This window comes from Flavobacterium fluviatile, from assembly GCF_010645065.1.
GTDB lineage: Bacteria > Bacteroidota > Bacteroidia > Flavobacteriales > Flavobacteriaceae > Flavobacterium > Flavobacterium fluviatile.
This window is the reverse complement of sequence record NZ_JAADZW010000002.1, coordinates 349,744-368,223: the sequence shown is the minus strand read 5'-3', so window position 1 is coordinate 368,223 and position 18,480 is coordinate 349,744. Positions and strand designations below refer to the sequence as shown.

General features: G+C 32.9%; 31 protein-coding genes. 26 read left to right on the top strand and 5 right to left on the bottom strand.

The window, feature by feature from the left end:
* Positions 1 to 253: 253 nt before the first annotated feature.
* Complete coding sequence (locus GXM17_RS05025; RefSeq protein ID WP_163398189.1) at positions 254 to 1,027, top strand: META domain-containing protein; 774 nt, start codon at positions 254 to 256, stop codon at positions 1,025 to 1,027.
* Between the two features lie 65 nt (positions 1,028 to 1,092).
* On the opposite strand, the gene GXM17_RS05020 is transcribed toward GXM17_RS05025, so the two are convergent.
* Positions 1,093 to 2,226 (bottom strand): DegT/DnrJ/EryC1/StrS family aminotransferase, encoded by a 1,134-nt coding sequence (locus tag GXM17_RS05020; RefSeq protein ID WP_163398188.1) that lies wholly within the window; start codon positions 2,224 to 2,226, stop codon positions 1,093 to 1,095.
* A gap of 132 nt (positions 2,227 to 2,358) precedes the next feature.
* On the opposite strand from GXM17_RS05020, the gene GXM17_RS05015 reads away from it, so the two are divergent.
* On the top strand, positions 2,359 to 3,588 hold the full coding sequence (locus tag GXM17_RS05015) for a 3-deoxy-D-manno-octulosonic acid transferase (RefSeq protein WP_163398187.1): 1,230 nt from the start codon (positions 2,359 to 2,361) through the stop codon (positions 3,586 to 3,588).
* A 350-nt stretch (positions 3,589 to 3,938) separates the two neighbouring features.
* The gene (locus tag GXM17_RS05010) at positions 3,939 to 4,151 is read left to right on the top strand and encodes a PG1828 family lipoprotein (RefSeq protein WP_163398186.1); all 213 of its coding nucleotides are present in this window, start codon (positions 3,939 to 3,941) and stop codon (positions 4,149 to 4,151) included.
* A gap of 140 nt (positions 4,152 to 4,291) precedes the next feature.
* Here the strand turns inward: GXM17_RS05010 and GXM17_RS05005 are convergent, their stop codons facing one another.
* The 3 genes from GXM17_RS05005 to GXM17_RS04995 all read right to left on the bottom strand — a co-directional run bounded on the left by GXM17_RS05005 (position 4,292) and on the right by GXM17_RS04995 (position 5,912).
* Positions 4,292 to 4,666 carry a DUF1508 domain-containing protein gene (locus tag GXM17_RS05005; RefSeq protein WP_163398185.1) on the bottom strand — a complete coding sequence of 125 codons (375 nt, stop codon included), beginning with the start codon at positions 4,664 to 4,666 and terminating at the stop codon, positions 4,292 to 4,294.
* A 298-nt stretch (positions 4,667 to 4,964) separates the two neighbouring features.
* Positions 4,965 to 5,456 (bottom strand): hypothetical protein, encoded by a 492-nt coding sequence (locus tag GXM17_RS05000; RefSeq protein WP_163398184.1) that lies wholly within the window; start codon positions 5,454 to 5,456, stop codon positions 4,965 to 4,967.
* Positions 5,457 to 5,516: 60 nt separating this feature from the next.
* Positions 5,517 to 5,912: a helix-turn-helix domain-containing protein gene (locus GXM17_RS04995; RefSeq protein WP_163398183.1), complete on the bottom strand. Its 396-nt coding sequence runs from the start codon at positions 5,910 to 5,912 to the stop codon at positions 5,517 to 5,519.
* A 105-nt stretch (positions 5,913 to 6,017) separates the two neighbouring features.
* On the opposite strand from GXM17_RS04995, the gene GXM17_RS04990 reads away from it, so the two are divergent.
* The 20 genes from GXM17_RS04990 to GXM17_RS04900 all read left to right on the top strand — a co-directional run bounded on the left by GXM17_RS04990 (position 6,018) and on the right by GXM17_RS04900 (position 14,995).
* Positions 6,018 to 6,206, top strand: a complete 189-nt coding sequence (locus GXM17_RS04990; protein ID WP_163398182.1) for a hypothetical protein — start codon at positions 6,018 to 6,020, stop codon at positions 6,204 to 6,206.
* A 12-nt stretch (positions 6,207 to 6,218) separates the two neighbouring features.
* On the top strand, positions 6,219 to 6,467 hold the full coding sequence (locus tag GXM17_RS21650; RefSeq protein WP_208796416.1) for a hypothetical protein: 249 nt from the start codon (positions 6,219 to 6,221) through the stop codon (positions 6,465 to 6,467).
* A 147-nt stretch (positions 6,468 to 6,614) separates the two neighbouring features.
* The gene (locus tag GXM17_RS04985) at positions 6,615 to 6,887 is read left to right on the top strand and encodes a hypothetical protein (protein WP_163398181.1); all 273 of its coding nucleotides are present in this window, start codon (positions 6,615 to 6,617) and stop codon (positions 6,885 to 6,887) included.
* Between the two features lie 104 nt (positions 6,888 to 6,991).
* Positions 6,992 to 7,189 carry a hypothetical protein gene (locus GXM17_RS04980; RefSeq protein WP_163398180.1) on the top strand — a complete coding sequence of 66 codons (198 nt, stop codon included), beginning with the start codon at positions 6,992 to 6,994 and terminating at the stop codon, positions 7,187 to 7,189.
* A 26-nt stretch (positions 7,190 to 7,215) separates the two neighbouring features.
* Positions 7,216 to 7,470: a hypothetical protein gene (locus GXM17_RS04975; protein WP_163398179.1), complete on the top strand. Its 255-nt coding sequence runs from the start codon at positions 7,216 to 7,218 to the stop codon at positions 7,468 to 7,470.
* A complete protein-coding gene (locus GXM17_RS04970) occupies positions 7,470 to 7,859 on the top strand; it encodes a hypothetical protein (protein WP_163398178.1) in 390 nt (129 codons plus the stop codon). Before GXM17_RS04975 ends, GXM17_RS04970 begins: the two co-directional genes overlap by 1 nt.
* 23 nt (positions 7,860 to 7,882) lie before the next feature.
* Positions 7,883 to 9,661 carry a hypothetical protein gene (locus GXM17_RS04965; protein WP_163398177.1) on the top strand — a complete coding sequence of 593 codons (1,779 nt, stop codon included), beginning with the start codon at positions 7,883 to 7,885 and terminating at the stop codon, positions 9,659 to 9,661.
* 33 nt (positions 9,662 to 9,694) lie between these two features.
* The gene (locus GXM17_RS04960) at positions 9,695 to 9,994 is read left to right on the top strand and encodes a hypothetical protein (protein WP_163398176.1); all 300 of its coding nucleotides are present in this window, start codon (positions 9,695 to 9,697) and stop codon (positions 9,992 to 9,994) included.
* 2 nt (positions 9,995 to 9,996) lie between these two features.
* Positions 9,997 to 10,224, top strand: coding sequence for a hypothetical protein (locus GXM17_RS04955; protein ID WP_163398175.1), 228 nt, complete (start codon positions 9,997 to 9,999; stop codon positions 10,222 to 10,224).
* Entirely contained in the window at positions 10,221 to 10,556 is a 336-nt protein-coding gene (locus GXM17_RS04950) for a hypothetical protein (protein ID WP_163398174.1), read from the top strand. Before GXM17_RS04955 ends, GXM17_RS04950 begins: the two co-directional genes overlap by 4 nt.
* Before the next feature lie 54 nt (positions 10,557 to 10,610).
* On the top strand, positions 10,611 to 11,330 hold the full coding sequence (locus GXM17_RS04945) for a DUF2786 domain-containing protein (RefSeq protein WP_163398173.1): 720 nt from the start codon (positions 10,611 to 10,613) through the stop codon (positions 11,328 to 11,330).
* 95 nt (positions 11,331 to 11,425) lie between these two features.
* Positions 11,426 to 11,725: a hypothetical protein gene (locus tag GXM17_RS04940; protein ID WP_163398172.1), complete on the top strand. Its 300-nt coding sequence runs from the start codon at positions 11,426 to 11,428 to the stop codon at positions 11,723 to 11,725.
* Between the two features lie 82 nt (positions 11,726 to 11,807).
* Entirely contained in the window at positions 11,808 to 12,230 is a 423-nt protein-coding gene (locus GXM17_RS04935; protein ID WP_163398171.1) for a hypothetical protein, read from the top strand.
* A 109-nt stretch (positions 12,231 to 12,339) separates the two neighbouring features.
* Positions 12,340 to 12,573, top strand: coding sequence for a hypothetical protein (locus GXM17_RS04930; protein ID WP_163398170.1), 234 nt, complete (start codon positions 12,340 to 12,342; stop codon positions 12,571 to 12,573).
* Between the two features lie 45 nt (positions 12,574 to 12,618).
* A complete protein-coding gene (locus GXM17_RS04925) occupies positions 12,619 to 12,807 on the top strand; it encodes a hypothetical protein (RefSeq protein ID WP_163398169.1) in 189 nt (62 codons plus the stop codon).
* 373 nt (positions 12,808 to 13,180) lie between these two features.
* Positions 13,181 to 13,693 (top strand): hypothetical protein, encoded by a 513-nt coding sequence (locus GXM17_RS04920; protein ID WP_163398168.1) that lies wholly within the window; start codon positions 13,181 to 13,183, stop codon positions 13,691 to 13,693.
* A 10-nt stretch (positions 13,694 to 13,703) separates the two neighbouring features.
* A complete protein-coding gene (locus GXM17_RS04915; RefSeq protein ID WP_163398167.1) occupies positions 13,704 to 13,991 on the top strand; it encodes a hypothetical protein in 288 nt (95 codons plus the stop codon).
* Positions 13,975 to 14,214: a hypothetical protein gene (locus tag GXM17_RS04910; RefSeq protein WP_163398166.1), complete on the top strand. Its 240-nt coding sequence runs from the start codon at positions 13,975 to 13,977 to the stop codon at positions 14,212 to 14,214. Before GXM17_RS04915 ends, GXM17_RS04910 begins: the two co-directional genes overlap by 17 nt.
* 27 nt (positions 14,215 to 14,241) lie before the next feature.
* Positions 14,242 to 14,496: a hypothetical protein gene (locus GXM17_RS04905; RefSeq protein WP_163398165.1), complete on the top strand. Its 255-nt coding sequence runs from the start codon at positions 14,242 to 14,244 to the stop codon at positions 14,494 to 14,496.
* A 19-nt stretch (positions 14,497 to 14,515) separates the two neighbouring features.
* Positions 14,516 to 14,995, top strand: coding sequence for a hypothetical protein (locus GXM17_RS04900; RefSeq protein ID WP_163398164.1), 480 nt, complete (start codon positions 14,516 to 14,518; stop codon positions 14,993 to 14,995).
* A gap of 48 nt (positions 14,996 to 15,043) precedes the next feature.
* Here GXM17_RS04900 and GXM17_RS04895 read toward each other — a convergent pair whose 3' ends face one another.
* Positions 15,044 to 15,253 carry a hypothetical protein gene (locus GXM17_RS04895; RefSeq protein ID WP_163398163.1) on the bottom strand — a complete coding sequence of 70 codons (210 nt, stop codon included), beginning with the start codon at positions 15,251 to 15,253 and terminating at the stop codon, positions 15,044 to 15,046.
* Between the two features lie 331 nt (positions 15,254 to 15,584).
* On the opposite strand from GXM17_RS04895, the gene GXM17_RS04890 reads away from it, so the two are divergent.
* The 3 genes from GXM17_RS04890 (at position 15,585) to GXM17_RS04880 (ending at position 18,458) form a co-directional block, all read left to right on the top strand.
* Positions 15,585 to 17,294, top strand: coding sequence for a transglutaminase domain-containing protein (locus GXM17_RS04890; protein WP_163398162.1), 1,710 nt, complete (start codon positions 15,585 to 15,587; stop codon positions 17,292 to 17,294).
* A 50-nt stretch (positions 17,295 to 17,344) separates the two neighbouring features.
* Positions 17,345 to 17,809, top strand: coding sequence for a hypothetical protein (locus GXM17_RS04885; protein WP_163398161.1), 465 nt, complete (start codon positions 17,345 to 17,347; stop codon positions 17,807 to 17,809).
* Positions 17,810 to 17,870: 61 nt separating this feature from the next.
* The gene (locus GXM17_RS04880; protein ID WP_163398160.1) at positions 17,871 to 18,458 is read left to right on the top strand and encodes a hypothetical protein; all 588 of its coding nucleotides are present in this window, start codon (positions 17,871 to 17,873) and stop codon (positions 18,456 to 18,458) included.
* Positions 18,459 to 18,480 lie beyond the last annotated feature (22 nt).

The window sequence follows — 18,480 nt, the reverse complement described above, 5'->3', positions numbered from 1 at the left end:
TTCTTTAATTAAGTATTACTACGCAAATATAAGTATAAATACTTATACAAAATACTTATCTACGTATTTTTTTTATTAATTAGAATTCTTCTAAATACGTATTTTTCCGTATTGCGTGCAAGTACGAGGTATTCAGGCTTAGAGGTATTTTTGCAAACTATTTTATATGTACTATTTTCCTTAAATTTGAATAGACAATATCATATTGTCATCAGGACATGGCATTAATTTTTTTATAATCTTAATCATTTCTATGAAAAAGTACTTAATTATATACATCACATTATTACTATATAGCTGCAAGTCCACAAACCCAAAAGACCCTGACTTAAATACTCCTTCAGAAATTGCATCTGAAGAGAATATTAAAACTTATTTTAAAGCAACCGGAAACGAACCTTTCTGGGAATTAAAAATTGGAAGAGAAAAAATTGTATTTACTTCATTAATACAAGGAAAAGAAAATCTAAGTTTTTCATCCGTTAAACCCGTCAGGGCAATGGATGCCAATATTAAAACATATAAAGCCGGCAATGCAGAATCAAGTATTAAAATTTCTGTCCAGCAAATTGAATGTCAAAATTCTATGTCCGGAGCAATTTCTCCTTATAAAGTCTCTATTGAAATCAGGAACAATACAGAAAAAAACTATCAAAAGACAGAAGGGTGCGGAAAATACATTACTGACTACCGTTTGCATGACATTTGGGTTTTAGAAGAATTAAACGAACGCAAAGTCTTTGTGGCAGATTTTCAAAAAGAATTACCCCGAATCGAAATCCACGCAGAAGAAAACAGATTCATAGGATTTGGAGGCTGCAATTCGATTAGCGGAAGTTTATTTTTCGAAAATGATTTACTCAGATTCAACAATATAACTTCTACTTTAATGGCCTGTGACGAAAATAATAAGGAAGACAAGTTTGTAAAAGCGCTTCAAAACACCACTACTTATTCCATTAAGAACAATAGACTAACTCTTTCCAACCCTTCAGGAAAGCTTTTGGTTTTTAAGAAAGTAGATTAATTTCAAATAAAAACCCAAATCATCTAAACTGATAATTTGGGTTTTTATTATTTTGATAAATTGAATTATTTAGCCAGAAATTCTAAAACAGAATCTGTAATAAACTTAATTTGTTCATCATCAAGTTCCGTATGCATTGGCAATGCAATTACTTCTTTCACTAATTGATTCGTTACAGGAAACTGTTCTTCTTTATAACGTGAATCAGCATAAGCTTTCTGAGAATGTAACGGAATCGGATAATAAATCGCGCATGGTATTCCTTTGTCCAATAAATGCTGCATCAGTGCATTTCTGTCTGCATTCAAAATTCTTAATACATATTGATGAAAAACGTGATCATTTTGGTTTGCATCAAATTGAGGTGTTATAATTTTTGCATTTCCTGCTAAAGCCGCATTGTATTTCGTTGCCGCTAAACGTCGCGCTTGATTATATTGATCTAAAAGCGGTAACTTTGCGTTTAAAACGCCAGCCTGGATGCTATCCAAACGTGAATTAACCCCCACAACATCATGATGGTAGCGTTCATACATTCCGTGATTTACGATTCCACGAATAATATGCGCCAGATTATCGTCATTTGTAAAAATCGCACCGCCGTCTCCGTAACAGCCTAAGTTTTTAGACGGAAAAAACGATGTTGCTGCAACGTGGCCAATAACTCCAACTTTACTTTTTTCGCCTGATTTCGAAATATAGTCAGCTCCAATTGCCTGTGCATTATCTTCAATCACGTATAAATTGTGTTCAGCCGCAATTTCCATAATCGCATCCATATTGGCAGCACGTCCGAATAAATGCACCGGAACAATTGCTTTTGTTTTTGGTGTAATGGCTTTTTTGACAGCATCAATATCGATATTCATATTTTGCAAATCAACATCCACCAAAACCGGAGTCAACTGCAGCAAAGCAATGACCTCAACTGTTGCCGCAAAAGTAAAATCTGCCGTAATAACTTCGTCTCCTGGCTTCAAATCCAGTCCCATCATGGCAATCTGTAAAGCATCGGTACCGTTTGCGCATGGAATTACATGTTTTGCACCCAGATACTCTTCAAGATTTTTCTGAAACTGATGAACTAAAGGTCCATTTATATAAGTATTTGTATCTAAAACCTCCTGAATAGAGGTATCTACAGCAGTTTTTATCTTTTCATACTGACTTTTTAAGTCAACCATTTGAATTTTTTTCATTTATCTTCTTATTTAAATCTGAAGATCCGGATTCACCAAAATCTTTAAAACGAAAGCAAAAATAGTTATTTAATACCTTCAAACAATGAAAAATAATCGAAAGAAACGTATTTTAGCCACAAAAATAAACAGATGCTTTTTCTATACAATTTACTCGTTCTAATTGCTGGTTTTTTCCTTAAAACAGCAGCACTTTTTAGCCCCAAAATGAAACTTTTTGTAAATGGAAGAAAAAATGTTTTTGTGATATTAAAGGAAAAAATAAAATATGAGGACAAAACAATCTGGTTTCACTCAGCATCCTTAGGTGAATACGAACAAGGTCTTCCGGTCATTGAAAAAATTAAAGAAAAATATCCTGAACATAAGATTATTGTTACCTTTTTTTCGCCTTCGGGCTACGAAGTCCGCAAAAACAACAATGTCGCTGACATAACTCTCTATCTTCCACTGGATACTAAGACTAATGCAAAACAGTTTTTAAAATTAGTTCATCCTGAATTAGTCTTTTTTATAAAATATGAATTCTGGCTCAATTACTTAAACGAACTAAAAAAATTAAATACACCTACTTACTTAATTTCAGGAATCTTCAGAGACAATCAGATGTTTTTTAAATGGTATGGAGGGTTTTACAGAAAAGCATTAAAAACTTTTACGTATTTTTTTGTTCAGAACGAAAATTCAAAAGCCAAAATCGAATCAATAGGATTTCACAACGTTATTGTTTCGGGCGATACTCGTTTTGATCGGGTAAATGCCATCTTAGAAAGAGACAATTCACTGGAATTTATTGATGTTTTCAAAAACAACCAGCCCACAATAGTTATCGGAAGTTCCTGGCCTAAAGATGAAGTATTGCTAAGTGAATATATCAATCAGGCTCCCAAAAATGTAAAATTCATCATAGCACCCCACAATATAAAGAAAGAGCAAATTGAAAATCTGAAAAACTCAATTTCAAAAAAAACAGTTTTATTTTCAGAAAAAGAGAACAAAAATTTAGCTGATTATACTGTTTTTATTATTGACACGGTTGGTTTACTGACCAAAATTTACAGCTACGGAACCATCGCATATGTTGGCGGCGGTTTTGGGAATCCCGGCATTCACAATATTTTAGAACCGGCAACATTTGGACTTCCAATTGTAATTGGACCTCATTATTCGAGATTTGCCGAAGCTGTTGAATTGGTAAAGCTTGGAGGCTGTATGGTTATTAACAATCAGGAAGAATTAAAACAAACTCTTGGCCGTTTACTTTCAGATGTTAATTTTCTCCAGGAAAAAAGAGAAATTTGCAGCTCCTACATTCAGAACAATAAAGGAGCAACAGATACTATTTTAAATACCATTCCATAAAACAACAGCTTTAGAATTTTATTTTTTTGATTGGAATTTTCCCATAGTAAATAAAAAACATCCATAAAAACTCTCATTTTAGATAACTGAATAATCAACGAAACACAAAATAAAGTACAATCAGACCATCAAAAAAAGTAAAACGTTTTGTGAATATTCAATAAAAAGTAAAATTTACAAAAAATACAATAATACGTCTCATTTTAACTATTTTGGCATATTAATTGATAAGAGAAGACATCAGGAGACGAAGGAAAATATTTTAAAAAAAAAATAAAAAAATATTTTACATATTAAAAAATTTATATCTTTGCCTCGAATTAATAATTAACCTTTTATAATAAAGTAAGATGAAAAAAGTATTTTTAAGTTTAGCTGTTGTTGCTGTTTTAACTGTTGTATCTTGTAAAAAAGCAGACGCTGCTGCTGACACTACTGCTGCTGATTCTTCAGCTGTAGTTGTTGATTCTGCTGCTGCAACTGTTGATTCTGCTGCTGCTGTAGTTGATTCTGCTGCTGCTGTAGTTGACTCTACTGCTAAAGAAGTTGAAGAAAAAAAATAATTAGACACAGTTCTAAAAATTTTAAAACCATCAAATAAGATGGTTTTTTTTATGCTCAAAATTTAACAAATTCCAAATTCTGACACAACACTTAATACAATGTTGGAATTCGAAGTCTTCATAATAAAAATTTTTAAATTTTATTCCACCTCATCTTCGGCCACTACTTCATCTTCAAAAATCAAATCATTTGACGAGAAATCTAAAATTTCTGCTTTTGACGCATACGACACGATCTCTTGTATCCCTTTCTGCAAAAGCAATTCTGTTGTGTATTTTCGACTTGTTGCAAAATGTACCTCACCCAGTATCAACTTAAAGAAATACTTCCCACCAGAACCCTTAAACTTTAAAAATTTAGCCTGCTCAATATTCACTTTAAATTTCTCAATATCCTCTTCACACTCAAATTTCAACTCATAACTTAAACTAGTAAATATAACTTTTCCTTTCCTGGAAGTAAATACGAATTTATACTCATCATTAAATCTCCTGCTGATTACAAAAGCCCCCATTTTGATTGTTGATTATTGATTGCATTAAACACATTAAAATTTACTTCTTAAATTTCCCATTTTTAAGTGTACAACATAAAAAAAGCCTCTTCAAAAGAAGAGGCTTTAGTACTCAGAGCGGGACTTGAACCCGCACGAACATTGCTGTTCACTGGATTTTAAGTTTTGCAAACCCCTTTTTTTGTACTTTTGAAAAACATAACTACCTGTTTTTCAATCCCCTATTTTTTTATGATTTCTCTATATCTACCAGTTACAGGCTCGTTTGTAGGCTGGTATATTTACAAAAAAAAAGGCATTAACCTTTCTTGTTTTTGTTGATAATTGCACGATCCATCTTCCAATATTTTTCCGACAAGGCTATTGAATAAGCCCTTGCTTGGTCTGTAGAAAAACCAGAAATAGTTTGCGCATAATAATTTGAATATGTAAGATGATTAACAGGAATACACAGATAATAAGTTAGTGTATTACCTCCTGATTTCATTATAACAGAAACCCCTTTTAAATCTCCGGTTGATTTTTCTATCAAGTTCGAAAAAGTAAAAACATATTTATTTTGCACTATTATTTTACCATCATCTTTAAGCTCATAACCGTCAATGACATCCAATCCACTTTCAAGTTGAATCTTCAAGCCCTTCGTTAAGTAATTATACTCTTTTGCAGTTGTAGCCGGATAATTTGGATCAGAATTTCCATCTCCAGGTTGTCCTTTCCATACATGCGTTCCCTGCGCAAAACAATTTAATCCAATAAACAACATTCCTAATAGTAATAATTTTTTCATTTTGGTTTTTTTTATGGTTTATAATATTTGTTTCAATCACGCACAATCCGCATTATAGGATTATGCAGTTTCACTTTTATCGGATTCGCCCAATCGCAGCTCTAATGCCTTTATGATTTTGTTTTTATCTTCGATAGTGCTTTCCAGCAACTTCAAATGCTTTTCACTAATTAAGACAAATCCTGAAGGAACTTCTTTTTGATAAACGGGACCAGGTTCGTTTACTGAATTATTTTGACTTTTACCTTTTGACAAATCACTATTTACAAATTCATCAATACTAATGTTATATTGAGCACATATCTTCTGAATAATTTCAATCTTCGGAGTTGCTGCATCTCGAACATAAGTACCGATCACTCCCTTGTTTAAATTAAAAAGCAAACCAAATTCATCTTGCTTTAAATTTTTTAAATCACATAAATACTTGATATTCAAGCTTATAAAATTATTCATCTAAATTTTATTAGTTTTTATCTAAATATTATTAGGTTATATAAATATTATTTAGTTAGTTTGCTGTAGAAAAGTACAAAAAATAAATTTCTAAAGCGTACAAATATGAATACACATGAATTTATTCTAAATAGAAATTCTGAGATAAAAGCAATGTTTGAAGTGCTGCGTGCAGATAAAACATTGAACAGAAAATCACGATTAGAAAAGATCGCAAAAGAATTTAGAGTTTCGCCCAGTACCGTTCACGATGCTGTGTATCGAAAACCAGTCAGCGAAAAAGCAAATGCCTAAATCATGCCAATTATGGAATTTATAACAAGAAATTACTACGAAATAATGGGGTTTTTATTATTAGCTGCTTTTATAAAAGGCTACTTAATTATAACACAGATGTTTAAAGAAAACATAAACTCAGATATTAAAATTGGTTTTGTATTTCATTTCTTGAACACAATTACTTACGTAGTTACAGGAGTAGCATGGCTAATAACTGAGGTTTACTGTTTTTTTGATGTAGTAGTGTATAAATGGCAAAGTCGAAAAAAAAGTTAAATAAAGCCCCCTTTTACACCATTAAACCACCAATACTATTAACCCAAAAAAAAGGGGGAGCAACCACGCCCCCCCTACACCATTAAACCGCACCAAAGTGCAGTAAAATCGCCAATCAACCACGATTAGCTAAAACAAATATAAGATATGTCTTCCATAATTGCAAACTCGGTACTTAATATCATTGCCACATTCTCTGACGAGGATATGCAGGTATTTTGTGACGCATTTGACAAGATGCGAAAGCCTAAAGCAAAAACGAAGCCAAAAAATATGAAACCTGTTTTTATTAAGCCAACTGTACAGGATTGTATAGAAATTATTAAAGCAAAATACAGTACACCGAAGCAAGTAAACTTGCATAATTCCCTTGATGTTCCGCTAACAGTTAATAGCGTTAGCGGTTCGGAAAGGTCATAACACAATGCAAAGGCAAAATACGTTCTTCCCTTTTTAGTAAGTTGTTTGATGACTATTAAAAATACAAAAAGTCCTTTGCATTTTTTAATTAAAAACCAGAAGCTATGATTTTAAACTCTCTTATACAAAAAAGCGACACCCTTAAAACTGCAATTGAAAGTCTGGAGGAAGTTTTAAAATTTCCCGATCAGGAGTTTTTAAAACCAACTTTGACGTATCTAAAAGAAGAAAAACGAAAGGTCGCCAAAGAAATTGCAAAATTGAACCAACCGGAAGAAATAAACCACCTTTCGGCAATTTAAAAACATCACCATTAAACCACCGAATTATGCAAAATTTAACTACCTGTATTGAAGAAAACGAAATATCTCGTTTCTCTCAACTTCTACAAAGAATTAAAATAGCGTTCAAACTTATTGCGAATCCTAAAGCTATTGTAATTATCAATTCTAAAATCGATGCATTTCAAACTTCGCCTGAAAAGGTAGCCGATATCTGTGGAAAAATCCATTACGATATACAAAGAAGCATTTATGAAGATAAAATCATAACCCAATCTATCAACAATTTAGTTTACAACTAATGCTTTTTACCTGGCTGTCTCTGAAAAGAGGTTTGCGGTTGATCGTGGACGGTCAACACGTAAAAACTGTATCTAAAGATTTTAAAGATTTAGTTACAGATGAAACTATTGAAAAGTTATGTTTTGACCACAAAAGGCTATCAGAAAAAGAAAGGCAAATTTTGCTAATGCCTTTTGTTTATCCAAGATGGCTACTGGATTTACAAATAAACGAAAAACATATCGCTGAACTTATTAAAAATTCGAAGCCAATCGCTAAACGAATCGTAAAAGCACGTTCAGAAGTTCGTAAAGAAATTTGTTTTGATAACGGAACTAAAATAAAAATTCCGGATAAAATTTATAAAGCACTCGCACTGGACGAAACCACCGTTCATTTAAATTATTAGACCACACCATTAAACCACCACGCATGCAAAGAACCAACCAAGAACCCCAAAGTATAGGGAATCTATTTTCGAATACAATATTTGGAACCGACGTTAACGTAAAAACAGAAGTTTCACGATCAGCAGCACAGATTAATGCGGATAACCGCAGAAAAATCGGTTTACTAAAAAATCAGCCGAAATCACGTAGTTCGAGGCTTTTTCTTCCTTCAGAAACGTTAGCACCGGTTAAAGCTGTTTATCCAGTTATTGATAATGAGGCTACAGCTGCATCAATGGCAAATTATAGAGAATATATCGCCACTGAAAATGAAAAAATAAAAACCGCTAATCTTGTAATAGATCAATACAACGAAACTGTTTCTAAATACATTGAAAAAAATGAGTTAACCGATATTCAAAAAGAATTTTCAAAATTATTCAAGTTTCACAACAGTAAAAAGGAAGTAACAGTATTCAATAAACTTGTATTAGAGTTCAATCAACAGTACGGAATGATTGTAAAACAAAAACGACTTCTAACCGTAAAACCGTTAACAGAAGTCGTCTTTCGACAAATGCTGTTTTTATACGGCAAGCAGCTTGAAAAATACACGCACGAATACATAAAATTAGGAATTTCAGAACCAAGCACCGTTAAACCATTTTTGATAAATGCGTTTCATTTATCACAAATGACACGAGAAGGAAACTTTTCGACAGACATCTGTACTAAGTCATTCCGCAACCATAGAGATCGTTTAGAGAGTTTTGGAGTACTGACACATTATAATTTAAAAGGTCGCTTAAAAGGCGTAGAAATGCATATAAATCCGGCGATTCTGGTTGTTTTAGACCTCAAAACCCAAAAATTGACCACCGCTGAAAATCAAACGTTTACCTCTCAAAAAAGGAAAAGTTTACCTTATAATGATGAAGTTACTGGAACTTTTAAAAGTAATATTAAGAATAGTGAAAACGGTCAAGCCGATTTTCTTGTAAAAGGAACGCCTACGGCTGGTTTTTCATTTGTTTTTTACAAGAACACACCAAAGCAAGATGAGAAAAGCAAACTTGGGGGGCGCGCCGAAAATGTTAAAGTTTCAAAAACTTTAAGCGAAAAATTGGAGCAATCAATTTTAAATAATCAGGAGTTTGCCGAAAATCTTGCGAATGGCCAGTATAATAATTACTCCCGCCTGGACAAACGAATTTTATACGAAGAAGCCATGTATGGAACTTTGTCTCGCGAAGAATTTAAAACAATTGCTATTCAGGAGTTTTTTAAGAACGCAGCCAAATTGTACCGAGGTAAAACGAAAACGCCTTTTATAGGTTCGTGGAAAAAAGCAATAAACGCTTATGAAGAAAAGCTTTTTGTAGTAAAAAATAACGGATCAGAATTTCTTTTCAATAAACAATTGATGGTTGACAAGCTTGACGAAATGATCTGGCGAATTAATGCAGCCCAAAAATGGTTCTTAAAAACCAAAATTAATCCGCTTTTCCCTTCTGATTACTTTGATTTTAGCCGTACCGAAAAACAGGAAATTGGTTTTGAATACACGCAAAAATCTTGGAAAAATCATTTAAAACACCTCGAAAACAAACCAAAATTAGCCAAATCGATAGCTAAAAAATCTCAAATCCGCAAATCACAGATCAATCATTCTAAAAAATTCGATGCCAAAGTCAATGCATTTTTCAAAAACCGAATTGAATTACCGGAATTGATCGACTACGTAAACAACAATTTACCTGAAAATTACCTGCAAATGTTGTCAGACAGGCTTTTAAAAGTTTCAACGAAATACAATTGCTAAAATATATTTACAAACCTTAAACACCATTAAACCATGTATTTAGATTTTTTATTTTACCTCGCTTATTTCTTTATTTTCTTGACGTTTGTCGTTTTCTGCATCCGCAAACGTGCTTTTTTCGCTCACTGTTGGAAAATTGCCAAAATAAAGGGAAACAACAAAAAACAAAAAATTGATTTTATCAAAGAACAGGAAGCAAAAGGACTAAAACCTTTCATTTTTGATGGAGGAAAAACCACTATTTACGCCAAAAACGGCAATCTCGCTATTGCTGATTACAAAAAAATGAATGACGATGCTAAAAGGAATCTTCGCAAACTTAAAAAAGTGTAGCCATGCCATTTTACGCACAGGAAAAGTCCAAAATCAAAATGGTTGCATTGATGCCACCTAATGTAAAAAATATCACTTGGTACTCACCCATAGTTCAGAACAAAAAACCAGCTGATACGATCATAAACGGAATGCTAACCCGATTCCAAAAGAAAGCTGAAGCACAAAATGTTGTAGTAATTCAATTTTATGAAAATGGTGAAAAAATCCATGAAATTAAAAGAACATGAGAAATATTACTATATCAGTAAAAAAAATCAGGCACAAAGAACTTGAAACGTTACAGGAGGAACTGAAAGAATTTATAATTCACTTGAATTTCCAACTAAAAACTGACTTCTTAAACGCAATGATTTCGATTGATTTATCCGGAAAATTGTTTTACAAGTTTCGTAATAAGCTTGAATATCAAAAGGAGTTCTACACGATCAGTTTTTCAATGTCTGAAGCTGCAACAATTTTGAAATGCTGCAATTACGCCAATCCGGATAGATCGGTTTACACACGGAACGTAATGACAAAATTTAATCTTGATTTAGATCAGAAATTAAAGAGTATTTGATTTATACGTTGACGTGAAACGCTAACGAGAATAATAACTAACGAAACATTTACCATGACAAATTCCGAAAAAATAAAAGACAAAATAAAAGCACTACTGGCCAAAACAATTGAAAACGGAGCTACCAAAGAAGAAATGGAATCTGCTTTGAAAAAAGCCAACAAACTAATGGCAGAATATTTCATATCAGAGCATGATTTGAGTGATAGTGAAATTATTCAAAAATGTCTTGCAAAGCAGTTCAAAGTAACAAAAAGCGGTTATAGAATGACTTTGTTTTATCATGATCTCGCAATTCTTTTTGATTGCAAATGCTATTACAACGATGACTACATAACATTTTTTGGACACGAACAGGATGTAGAATTATGCGGTTACTTCTATTCATTAATAACAAGATCTTGTTTAGCCGAAAAAGACAGATACGTAAAAAGTGAAGAATATAAATATTTAAAACGATATAACCACGGTAAAACACTTTCGGCCCATTTCATAAAAGGTTTTTTATATGAAATATCTATAAAGATGGAAGAAATGTATAAAGAACGAGAATCAAATATTCCAGAAGCTTACGGACTTATGGTTATAGAGAAAAAAGAAAAGGTGCAAATCAGCTTCGATGAAATGAATCTTAAATTAAAAAAAGGAAGAAAAACATTAATCGATTCCCAAAATCAAGCATTTGAATGCGGTGTAGAATCTGGAAGAAAATTAGATTTAATACAAGGACTGGACGAATGTGAAGAAGCGAATCATCTTTCTTTAAGTATGTAACGTCAACGTGCAACGCTAACGTTACCTCGCTTGTGGTAGTTGGGAAAAGAAAGCCTAAAACCTCGAATAATTACTAATCATAAAAATACAAAAAAATGAATAAATTAAAGACTAATACCCAATTACCACAAGCGATTGTTAGCAAATCGGTTTTTGTGAAATTGAATAAGCAAATGGAAAAACAATTTAAAAATTATAATTCTGCAAAAGGGACTCTAGAAGCGTTTTTATCAGATTATATAGATTTTGATTTTTGCGTTCAAGATATGGCGGGAGATGGTTTTACTATTTTAGATTATGACAATAGTAAAGTTGCAAGTGTAGAATCTTGTTTTGAAATAATTTTTAAAAATGGAAAATTAACAAAAGATGATTTAGCAACGGTTTCTTTTTAAACTGTTTGCTAACGTTCCCTTGCTACAAGAAGTTTGGGAAAAGTACAAAACAATCAAATAATAATCACAAATAAATACAAAAATGAAACAATCTATAAATTCAAAAACCAAACCCAAATCGCTTGTAGCAAGTGTTAGTGTTTCGGTTACTGATTTACATATCGGCAATATGATAACCCGAAATTTTGGAGGTGTAAAAATACCTGTAATTATAGAATGTGTCCAGGATTTAATGGTTATAGAACAAAATCCAAATGATTTCGAATATTGTGTTCCGACTTGGAATATTTTAAAAAATTTTGGATTTGTTTACAACACAAAAGAATCTAAATTTTATCATAAAGAATACGAATTCGTATGGGTTGATATGAATAATCCAATTTGTATAAAGTACGGAAATAAAAGTGGAACAATATTGATATTTGATTATGTTCATCAACTTCAAAATATATTTTCACTTTTAAATAGTTCTAATTTGCAGATAGTTTCTTTAACTGAACACTAACGTCCGAGTGCTTTGCTTCTGTTGTGCCTATGCGGTATGTACTTTCGGCACAATAGAGCAAAACACTTGTTATGTGGCGAAGCGAACAGTTAAATTTTAAAAAATAAATATGGCACGAGGAAATCACGTAGATGGCGTAAAAATAATTGAACGATTTGGCTTTATTATAGTTGTTCCACAATTTAAAGGTCAATCTTTTCAATATTATAGTTCAATTTATATTTCAAAAAACGGAATGTTAATTGGTAAATGGTCTGAATATAAAGACTATTTGACTAAAGGAATGAATGTAAAAGCCAAATTGATACGAAGAACGTCTTCATATTTATTTTTTAAAATTTAATTGCACATAACTATTCGCTAACAGCTATAAAAGTATTACTTATTAATGGGAAAGCCTGTAAAATATACAAAAGTAAAAGTTATAAAAATTACAGAAACTCAGTATAATACTTTGAAAAAGTTAGACAGTTATAAAATTAATGTAGCTGAATTTATCCGTCAAGCCATACAGGAAAAAATAAAAAGCGAGTATAAGGATTTAATCCCTAAAACAAAACCGGATTGTCCTTTTTAATTAGAAGAACGTCAATGTGCAACGCTAACGTTAAACACATGTTTTACACTTAAAAAATCTACATTTTGACATCACATGATAAAAAAAAGCACTTACATACGTTCTTTCACGTCAAAGCAACGTCAACAATTAGAACAGGTTCAGCAGGAGCAAAAAATTAAAACCGTCCCCGAAATTCTTTTTTTCACGCTTGATAACTATTTAGATCAGAAAAAAGAGATTGAACGCCTTAACAGAATTATCGAATACAAACAAAAGAAAATCGAACGCTTAACATCAACATTATGAAAACAAAAGACAAAGTATTTTTAGTAATAATCCTGATTGCTTCGATAGCCGGAGCAATGATTTGTAACTCTTAAATTTTAGACTTATGGCAAAAGTAATTACGTTTAGTAGAGTTTTTCCCGCTTACCACCCTAAAGCAGGTCAACCTACAAATTTTGTAGAAGCAATCTACAAATCATTATACCTAATGAAAGTGATTCCTAAAGAACTGGAAGAAAGTTACAATCATGAAGCTTTTATAAACGGCTTTACAAAACATCATACAATCAGATCCGGAAACCGTTTTAAGAAAGGCGATTTTTTTAGTCCAAGAGTTTGGGGAACTGATGTAAATCCAAAAAGCGGAAAAATCGGAGCATACCATTCAAAGCAAATAATAATTGCCCCGGATACTGAAATATTACAGACGATTGATTTAGAGATTGACAAGGAACAAGCAATTTTCATTAATGGCAAATTACTTGAACATGCAAGACAAATTGAAAAACTTGCAAATAATGATGGATTAAGATTTGACGATTTTTATAATTGGTTTAATGATTTACCATTCAAAGGACAGATTATTTGTTGGAACCCCAATATTAACTATAACTATTAAAACCTACACCATGAAAACAAAAGAAATAAAACCCGCATCTACAATAGACGATCAGGAATTAATAAACGTAATTCTTTCATTGAGAGGCAAAGAAACGATCAGAGGAGCAAAGCTTCAAATTGAATTTAAAAAAGGCTACTGCTGGACATTTAGAGTTTTAGACTGCTTAGAAAAGAATAACATAATTTCTAAGCCGGATAAATACGGAGATAGCAGATTATTAGTTGACAATGATTTTTTTGATTCTGAATTTATTGTATTAGACATTAATAGCGAAAATCATGCAGCTGAATACTAAACTAATTTATTCACGAAAAAACGGTGTTACCTATTTAGGGGATTTGCCGTTAGTGAGATTCGACAGAATATTTCCAGACGTTAAAATTTTAGGTGTGGAAACAATCGAATACACAAATCGATATATAAAAGCCAACTTAACTAATGGCACAATTGATATTTTAAACCCGCATCCCGATCACGAAAATGACAATCCGGAACCGGAACAACTTTCGTTTTTTTAACTCAAAACTAACTCAAAAAAAGGCAGTATGAAACATCTAAAAAGAGGTGTGAAATCGGAAAACAGGCTGAATGTTGAAATAAATAAAAACTTCATAATTTTAGTAAATGACAACCCAAAAAACACCAAAAAGTCAAAAATATCGAGCGCAAACAAAGTTTCAGAGTTAATTAATGACGAGAAACTTAAAATAAAGCTTTTTAACAAAGCATTAGAGAGTGGGAAGGATAAATACACTGTCTCGGTAAGAAATCGCCTTAAAATCGATTTTTATTCAAAATAACTTTTTTAATACTCAAAATATGAAAATTTTAAAAAATCCTGACAGTCTAGTTTTTGACACAGAAAATCCAAATAAAATTGAATTTGGTTTAGATAAAAAACACCATCTAACACCTTTATGTTTAAAAATTCCAATAACAGAAAGGGAATATTTAGAAGATATTTTCCACTCAAATAATAATATTACACATCCTATTTTTAACAATCTTGGGCAATCTTATTTTTATATAATTGAGGATTTAATACAAAACAAAAAGAACCCGAAGGAACTAATAACGGACAACGCTATAAATATTGTATTTGAAAATACAAATTTTGGAAAAATTACAGCAAGAGAAGTTGTAGAAGAAAATTTACTAAAAGTAAAACAAGGTTGGGCAATCGGGCATACTGCAAAATGTTGTCTTGTAGAATTGGGATTGATTTACGAAACAACAAAAAGAAACTTAGTCGCTACTAAAGTTGGCGATAGGTATTTAGAAATTTTAATTAACGAATAATTTATGTTCGAAGTTCCATTTTTTAAACACTCCAATCCGGAGTGTTTTTTATTCGCTTAATTCATAATCAAATCGTTTCAGAATCAACACTACTTCGCCTGGCTTAATAGTTTTAATATTTTGCGCTTCTTTTAATGGCACTTGTCGTACTTCCATTATCACGTTAATTACTTCTTTTCGAACAACTTCACGTCCGAAACCTTTTAGTAAATCTTGTAGTTCTGCTTTTCTTTTTGGTTGAATGGTAGTTTTGTGCATAAGAACGAGGTTTGGTTTAATGGTGCTTCAAAAATATAAAAATTTCAATCATTTTTTATAAAAAAATCCGACAGAATCCGACAGAAAGCTACAGAATGTTACAAAATCCGACGGAATCCGACAGAAAGCGACGGAATCCGACGGAATCCGACAAGCAAAAAAATAATCCTTCACATCTTTGTCCTCTATTCATGGTAATTTTTTGAGTTAGTTAATTAGTTAGTTAACAGCAGAAAGCAATTTTTTTTCGATGTAGTAAATCAAAAATACAAAATCAAAAAAAATTCTTTCTGCTCAAAAAATCCTAAATCAAAAGTAAAAAGCATGAAGCATGAACGAAATTGATTTTCAACTATATCGACCATTAAAAGCAGGAAAAGAGTTTGAAAAACTTATTCCACATTACAAAGGAATCGACCATAGTTTTGATAAAAAAGGAGATAACAGCGACACATTTGATTCTTTACGTTTTATGGCGGAATGGGCACAAAAGTACGCTAATCAAATGAGTAAGGTTGCTCCCAAATTGAACGGCAGAAACTTACAGGAAACGGCAAAAAAAATTTACGATTTTCTGTACCATCACTTTCAATATAGAATTGATGAGGAATTGCAAAACCTTTATTCGCCAAGTGCAGCATGGCATTTTAGAGAAAAAGGATTTGACTGTAAAACCTATTCAATTTTAGCGAGTACGATTTTACAAAACTTGCAGATACCGCACGCTTTTAGAATGGTACAGCAAGCAGGAATGGCACCGGATCGCTGGTCACACGTTTACGTAATTGTTCCTTCAGGAAATAATCATTATGTAATTGATGCGACAACACACAGTAACAAAGAAGTATCATTTACTAAAAAATACGATTATATTATGAAACACAGAGGATTAGCATCACCCCACGTACAATTTAACGGTTTAGGCTGCGCTTGTAGTGGCAAACCGCTTTCACATGCTGGCTTAGGTTCTCCTGATGTATTGTCAAACACGATCAAAAACTTTCATAGTTTTTTGAACGTTCTTGAAAAACAAGGAATATCCAGAACTGTAACCGACAAAATGGTCGAGTTGGTAAAAATGAATGTCAATATGGGTATTGATCCTAACATGACAGAAATAACGGCAAAAGCTTTTCAAATGACTGGTGCTGGTTCGTTAAATTCTCCGGCTTCTTACCGATCTAAACCTAACGGATTAGGTGCTTCTCTATTAGACGGGATATCATTATCGACTGTCGGGGGTTCCGGAGGTGGAGGATTAAAAGTAGGAGGTATTGACGTTGGAGCAACGGCAGCCCAACTCGCAACCGGAAATTATGTAGGTGCTGCAATCGGAGTTTTGAAAACAGTAATTCCTATTGACAAAACTTTCGGCGCAGTATTCAAAAACGGTTTTAAAGTCGATTGCTGGGGTTCAACTTTAACACCTTCACAAACTAAGGGGTGGGCTCAGAATGATATTCCAAAAGTATATGCAGAGACATTAGGCAGAGGAGTAACAGAAGCAAATCTACACGCATTTATTGATGCAATGAACTGGGTAAAAACGCAATCTGAAAGCTGGGCAAAAGACATGAAAAGCTGTTCAAAAGATGCTCTAAAAAATTATGGTGACGCTGCAATAGCCGCTAAGCTTGAAGTAATAACCAAAGCTAAAGAAGTTCTTAATTTAACTCCAATTGGTTCTGTAACTGTCAACACTAAATTGCCTTTCACATTCTCACATAAAAATTTTAATGTGTACGACAAACCATACTCGTCAGAACGCTTTTCGATTGCTACAATTCAACAAGCGCAAGAACAGCCAGTACAACAATATGCACCAACAACAGTAAAGCCCGCAGCAGTTTCTACAACAGTTGACCAAACCGGAGCGAAAATAACAACTGTAACAAGTCCCGATGGCAGTCAGGTTGTTACTAAAACAGATGTTAACGGTAACGTAACCGCTGCAACAACTGCACCAGCTAAATCATCAAACATAGGAACTATTTTGACTATTGGTTCAGCGGTGGCCTTAGCAGCAAAATTGTTGTTGTAAAACAAAAAAGAGTATAAAAAATTTAAAAAAACACTAATCCAATTTTAAAAATGAGCTTATCAAAACCAAACGGAAAATCGATTGCATCAGTAGCTGTAAGCGCTGGTTCATTTGTAGTAGGTGCAAAACTTGGTGACGGTATTGCAACCGTATTCCCTGATTCAATGGCATCTTACAAAGGATTCATTCTTGCAGGCGCAAGTATTCTTGCAGCCGCTTGTATTTCTCCAAAATCAACAATGGAACAAGCTGCACAAAGTGCCTTAGTTGGCTTGGGCGCAAAACAACTTTACGATGAATTTACAGGCGCATTAGAAGGTGCAGTACCTGCTAAACCAGCCACAAGCACGACAAATAAATTTGTCAACGCATTAGTGAGTACTACAAGACCAGCAGGAATAGATCCAGCCGTTGTAACTCCGGGTGTGGGTGCTGCATGGTTAGGACAGCCAGGTGATTTATGGGACAGACCAGAGGAAGAATACCACCAAACATCAGTATTCACAGGGGTTTAATCAATACAATTTCAAAACAAATACAATTTTCAAAACAAATTTAATTATTAACAAATTCATTATGTATAACACAGCAATTTTTCACACAGTTTTAGCTTTCTTAGGAATGGTAATAGGCTCTTTGACTGAGCAATTACAATCGGATTTAAACAATTCAAGAGTAGCGTTAGACGATCAGACACTTTATATAAAAAAACAAATTTCCGGGGGCGGTACAATCGATTTGATTGATGCAACCACAAATCGTGTAGATGGTATTTGTTCTTTTGACAAGAACATTTTACAAACAGGACGAGCATTTATATTCGATCAGGTTTCGATAGGATATGCGAGTGATGCAGCCGTAGGAAAAGAAGGAGTTTTAAAATATAATTCGGCTGTGCCTGCTCCACTTTATAATGCAGAATTTTTAATTATCCAAAACGGAAAAGAAATTCTGCGTAAACCAGTGGCAGACTTACACAACTTAGCAGCAGGAAATAGCGTAAACGATCAATACACATTAATGAAATCATTGCGTTTGTTGGTTGATAACAAAACAATTGAAATCAAATTAAAATTTCCTACCGGTGTTGCAATGGATGACACCTCATTGAAACATTATGTATATGTTCGTTTGAATGGGCTTCAGACAGCTGTAAAAGCATAATAAAACACACCATTAAACCAAA